This window comes from Nocardiopsis sp. L17-MgMaSL7, assembly GCF_003182025.1.
In the GTDB taxonomy this organism is placed as follows: domain Bacteria; phylum Actinomycetota; class Actinomycetes; order Streptosporangiales; family Streptosporangiaceae; genus Nocardiopsis; species Nocardiopsis prasina.
Window position 1 is genome coordinate 1 of sequence record NZ_QGTF01000016.1, and the last position, 5,328, is coordinate 5,328.

A 5,328-nucleotide genomic window follows, 5' to 3' on the forward strand; every position below is an offset into this window, starting at 1 on the left:
GTGGTGAACGGTTATGGTCCGGCGGAGAACATGGGGTTCTCGACGAGTTTCGAGGTGTCCTCGGTCGAACCCGGACAACGCTCGGTACCCGTCGGCGCTCCGATCGGAGGGTCGCGGGTCTACGTGTTGGACGCTCGTCTGCGGCCCGTGCCGGTGGGTGTGCCGGGTGAGTTGTACATCGCCGGGCGCACTCTGGCCCAGGGGTATCTCGGGCGTTCGGATCTGACCGCGGAGCGGTTCGTGCCTGATCCCTTCGGTGCTCCGGGGGATCGGATGTATCGCACGGGTGACCTGGTGCGGTGGTCGTCCTCGGGAGATCTGGACTATGTGGGCCGGGTGGACGACCAGGTCAAGGTCCGCGGATTCCGGATCGAACCCGGTGAGGTCGAGGCCGTCCTGGCCGGAGTTCCTGGGGTGGCTCAGGCCGTGGTCGTTGCCCGGAGCGACCACGGCGGACCGGTGTCCCTGGTCGCCTACACGGTCCCGGTCGCGGGAGCCGAGCTGGACGGCGCCGTCGTGCGCGGTGCGGTCGCCGACGCCCTCCCCGAGCACATGGTGCCGTCGGCGGTGGTGGTGCTGGACGAGCTCCCGCTGACGGCGAACGGCAAGCTGGACAGGAGGGCCCTGCCCGCACCGGACTACACGGCCTCGGTCTCGGGCGGGCAACCCCGCAATCCTCGGGAAGAGATCCTGTGCGGGTTGTTCGCCGAGGTCCTGGGCCTGGAACGGGTGGGGATCGACGACTCGTTCTTCGACCTGGGCGGCCACTCCCTGCTCGCCACCCGACTCCTCACACGTCTGCGCTCGGCCATGGACGCCAAGGCCACTCTGGAGGACGTCTTCCGCGCCCCCACGGTGGCCCAGTTGGCGCGGCGCCTTGATTGGGTGCCGACGCCCCGGGCACGCCCGACGCTGAGGCGCCGTACCCGCGCCGGGGTGGAACTCGACGGCTGACCCGTCCCGCGAAGCGGCCGGGCCCCTGACCGGGGCTCCGGCCGCTTCGTCGTTCCCCAGCGGATGACCCCCGTGGTCCACCGGCAGGCAGCGGACCGGCCCCAACTGCCGCTTCCTTGCCGTCACTTCCTGCCCCGTGCGCCCGGAATTCCGGCGTACGTTTCCGTTATTCGACCGGTGTAGCAGAACAAGGAAACCGATTCGGGCCCGGGATTCCCGGAAACACGAACCGGCTCTGAACAGCGATCTGGAGCGGAACGGAATGACGGAATTCGGAAACAACGCGGCCGCGAGCGAGGTGCTGTGGGAACTGCGGAGCCCTTCCGCCCCCGGTGGCCTCTCCCTGCTGATCCTGCCCCACGCCGGAGGCAACGCCCACTACTACGCCCAATGGGAGGAGCACCTTCCCCGGGACGTGGGCCTCCTGGTCGCCCAGTACCCCGGCCGTGGCTCGCGCTTCACCGACGACCTGCCCGAGAGCGTCGACGACCTGGTCGCTCCCATCGTGTCCCTGCTCGCCGAGGACCGCCGCGACCTGGTGGTACTCGGTCACAGCATGGGGACCCTGGTGGCCTATGAGGTCGCCCGGGGCCTCAGCGCGGCGGGACGGCCGCCCGTGGCCCTGATCGGGTCCGCCTGCCGTGCCCCGTTCCTGCCCAACCCCAGCCCGGTCCTGCCCGAGACGCTCTCGGACGAGGAACTGGTGGAGGCGATCAAGGCTCGCGGGGGCACCGATCACGAGATCCTCGACGAGCCCGAGCTGCGGGAGATCATCCTGCCGTCGATCCGCGCGGACTTCTCGATCGACGACGCCTACCGGCGCGATGACGCGGTACGCAGTCTCCACCTCCCGCTGACGATCGTCGGCGGTGAGTCCGACCCCATCGTCCCCGTCGGCGACCTCGTGGAATGGCGCGACGTCACCCAGGGCGAGACCTGTGTCGAGACCCTTCCCGGAGGCCACTTCTACTTCGACGAGAGCGAGGAGAACCTGGCCCGGTTCATGGAGATCATCGGTTCGGTCACCGCCTCGATGACCGCCGTACACGCTTCCTGAGAAAAGGCTCCGGCGCGGAGCGAAAAGCGAGAAGAGCGGGCACGAGCCCGCGAGGAAAACGGAGGAAGAATGTCGCTGACAACAGAGAAGGCCGTGGTCCGCCGTGAGGCGGGCAAACCCTCGATCATCGAACTCCCCGGTGTGCGGGACATGGACGAGGCCGTCCGGGTCCTGGAGCGCGAACGCCCCGCCATCACCGCGGAGCTGACCTCAGCGGGCAGCGTCCTGGTCAGGGGTCTTCCCGTCCAGGACGCCGCCGCCTTCGGCCGGGTCCGCGACGTCCTGCTGCCCCAGCCCGCCGCCTACAAGGAGAAGGCCACCCCGCGCACCGACTTCGGCGGCGGTGTGTTCTCGTCCACCGACCTGCCCGCGATCCAGCCCATCCGCCTGCACAACGAGAACAGCTACACCCTCGACTTCCCGGGCACGCTTCTCTTCTGCTGCGTCGTCGCCCCCGACAAGGGCGGCGCGACGACCGTCGGCGACATGCGCGAGGTGCTGGAGCTGGTCCCCGAGGACCTGCGTCGCAGGTTCGAGGAGCACGGCTGGCTGCTGGTCCGCAACTACTCCGCTCTGGCCGGTCTGCCCTGGCAGACCAGTTTCGCCACGGAGTCCCCCGCTGAGGTCGAGGCCTACTGCGCGGAGAACGTGATCGGCTGCGAGTGGCTCGACGAGGAGACCCTGCGCACCCGCCAGCGCCGGTCGGCGATCGTCACCCACCCGGGTACGGGGGAGCGGGTCTGGTTCAACCACGCCGCGTTCTGGAGCCGCTGGTCCCTGGACGAGGACGTCCGCGACGTGCTGCTGGAGACCTACGGCGAGGAGGGCCTGCCCTTCGAGACCTTCGTCGGTGACGGCACCCCGCTCACCCGGGAGGAGGCCGACGCGCTCAACGACGCCTACTCCCGGGCCACGCGCAGGGAGACCTACCAGGTCGGCGACCTGCTGATGGTCGACAACATCCTCAACGCCCACGGCCGTGAGGCCTTCGAGGGAGACCGGAAGATCCTCGTCGCCATGGGCGACCCGGTGCCGCTCGCCGACTGCGCACCGACCGCTCCTCCGGCGACCGGCGCGAGTCAGGACGGGGCGGTCCGGTGACGACCCAGATCGAGTCCCTCGACTCCGTGGCCGGGCGCCACAGCGGGGCCCGGGACCTCCTGGACCGCCTCGCCGAAGTACCCGGGACCCGCGACGCCGTCGTCGACGGCGACCGCGTCCTCACCTTCGACCAGCTCAGGGCCGGAGCCGTCCGCGTCGCCCGTGAACTCGTCGGCAGGGGGATCGGGCGCGAGCGCGTCGTCGCCCTCTGCATGCCGCGAGGCGCCGATCTCGTCCTCGGCCTGATCGGCACCCTGACGGCCGGCGCGGCCTACCTGCCCGTCGACCCGGCCCTGCCCGTCGAGCGCCGCAGACACCTGCTGGAGGACGCGGCCGCCGATCTGGTGGTTGTGTCCTGCGGCGCCGCCACGGGCGGCCACGAGGACTGCGGCGCCTCGGACGGCACGTTCCCCGAGACCGTCGCCCTCTGCCGGATCGCGCCCGACGGAACCTCGGTCGAGGCGTCCCAGGAACCCTTCCTGCCCGCGGCCGTCAGTCCCGCCAACCTCGCCTACGTCATCTACACCTCCGGATCCACAGGGCGACCCAAGGGCGTGGAGGTCTCCCGCGGGTCGGTTTCGGCCCTGCTCGCGGACCTGGAGAGCGAGCACCTCGCGGGTCCCCCCGGGGGCCGCGTGGGCTGGAACGCCTCCGCCTCCTTCGACGCCTCTGTCCAGCAGTGGACCCGTCTGTGCAGGGGTGACACCGTCGTCACCCTTGACGACCAGGTCCGGTCCGACCCGGCGGCCATGGCCGGACTCATCCGCGAGCAGCGCCTGACCGACCTGGACATCACCCCCTCCCACGCCGACCTGCTCCTGGACCACCTGGAGGAGCACCTGGGCGGAGACCGTCCGGGGCCCCTCACGCTGCTCGTCGGCGGAGAACCCGTCAGCCCGCCCCTGTGGCACCGGCTGAGCGCGATGGCGGAGCGGGGCTCGATCCGCGCCGTCAACGTCTACGGGCCCACGGAGTGCACTGTCGACGCGACGGCCGGCTGGATCGACTCCTCCCGTGAACCGCACATCGGCCGGGTCCTACCCGGGCTGGAACTGCGCCTGCTCGACGAGCGGCTGTCGCCCGTGCCCGAGGGGGTCACCGGCGAGATCTACCTCGCCGGGTACCGGGTGGCCCGCGGTTACCGAGGAGCGCCCGGCCTGACCGCCCAGCGATTCGTCCCGGACGTCGCCGCGGCCGACGGCTCGCGCATGTACCGCACCGGTGACCTGGCGCGCCGACTCCACGACGGCCGCCTGGAGTACCTGGGCCGCGGCGACCGCCAGGTCAAACTGCGCGGATTCCGCATCGAGCCCGGCGAGGTCGAGGGGGTCCTGGGCGCGCACTCCGCCGTCGCCGAGGTCGTCGTCGACCTACGGTCCCTGACCGGAGGGCCCGCGCTGGTGGCCTACTACCGATCGCACGGTTCTGGCCTGGACCGGGAGCTGCGCGACCTCGCCGCCGCCAGCCTGCCCGGCTACATGGAACCCGCGGCCTACGTGGAGCTCGCCGAGTTTCCGAGGACCCCCAGCGGCAAGCTGGACCGCGCGGCCCTGCCCGACCCCGAGCCCGTCGGTAGAGAGGACTCCGGTGACGAGGGGCTCAGCTCCGTGGAGCAGCTCATCGCGCGGGTGTGGGCCACGGTCCTCGGAGTCCCCGTGATCGGGGCGGAGGACGACTTCTTCCGTCTCGGAGGCCATTCGCTCCTGGCCATCAAGCTCGTCTCCCAGGTCAAGGCGCAGCTTGGGGTGAAGATCCCGCTCAAGGCCGTGTACGAGAACCCGAAGCTGCGCGACCTCGCGTCCGTCATCGAGTCAGCGAACTGAGCGGATGCTCTCGACCGGAGAGCCACGCAGTTCCGACCGGCCCGGGAGGGGACCACCGCGTCCGCGGTCCCTCCCGGAGCACCGTCGGACCGCCCGAACCCGGGTGAGAACCGCCGCACACCACGTTTCCGGCGGACGAAGGCACCACCCTTTCCCATGAGGAGTAACCGTGATCCCCCTTTCCTTCGCGCAGCGGCGGCTGTGGTTCGTGAACCGGCTTGAAGGTGCGGGCTCGACCTACAACGTGCCGTTGGTGGTGCGGTTCGGCGCCGATGTGGACGCCGCCGCTCTGGAGACGGCGTTGGGTGACGTGGTCGAGCGGCACGAGGTGTTGCGGACGGTCTACGGGGAGAGCGGGGGCGAGCCCTTCCAGCGGGTGTTGGGGCTGGCGGC

5 protein-coding genes are annotated in these 5,328 nt (G+C 70.7%); all 5 read left to right on the plus strand.

What is annotated here, in order from left to right; genetic code table 11:
• Positions 1–954, plus strand: a 954-nt coding sequence (locus tag BDW27_RS23125) for a non-ribosomal peptide synthetase (RefSeq protein ID WP_146223293.1), incomplete at its 5' end; no start/stop codon positions are given.
• A gap of 262 nt (positions 955–1,216) precedes the next feature.
• A complete protein-coding gene (locus BDW27_RS23130) occupies positions 1,217–2,011 on the plus strand; it encodes a thioesterase II family protein (protein WP_110051688.1) in 795 nt (264 codons plus the stop codon).
• Positions 2,012–2,080: 69 nt separating this feature from the next.
• Positions 2,081–3,112, plus strand: coding sequence for a TauD/TfdA family dioxygenase (locus BDW27_RS23135; protein WP_110051690.1), 1,032 nt, complete (start codon positions 2,081–2,083; stop codon positions 3,110–3,112).
• Positions 3,109–4,935 carry a non-ribosomal peptide synthetase gene (locus BDW27_RS23140; RefSeq protein ID WP_110051691.1) on the plus strand — a complete coding sequence of 609 codons (1,827 nt, stop codon included), beginning with the start codon at positions 3,109–3,111 and terminating at the stop codon, positions 4,933–4,935. The genes BDW27_RS23135 and BDW27_RS23140 overlap by 4 nt, the downstream gene beginning before the upstream one ends.
• 169 nt (positions 4,936–5,104) lie before the next feature.
• On the plus strand, positions 5,105–5,328 hold a 224-nt coding region (locus BDW27_RS27300; protein ID WP_158543600.1), incomplete at its 3' end, for a condensation domain-containing protein.

Excerpts from the sequence above, each read along its gene's own strand:
- BDW27_RS23135 (WP_110051690.1), top strand. The coding sequence starts at position 2,081 with ATGTCGCTGACAACAGAGAAGGCCGTGGTCCGCCGTGAGGCGGGCAAA.
- BDW27_RS23130 (WP_110051688.1), top strand. The coding sequence starts at position 1,217 with ATGACGGAATTCGGAAACAACGCGGCCGCGAGCGAGGTGCTGTGGGAA.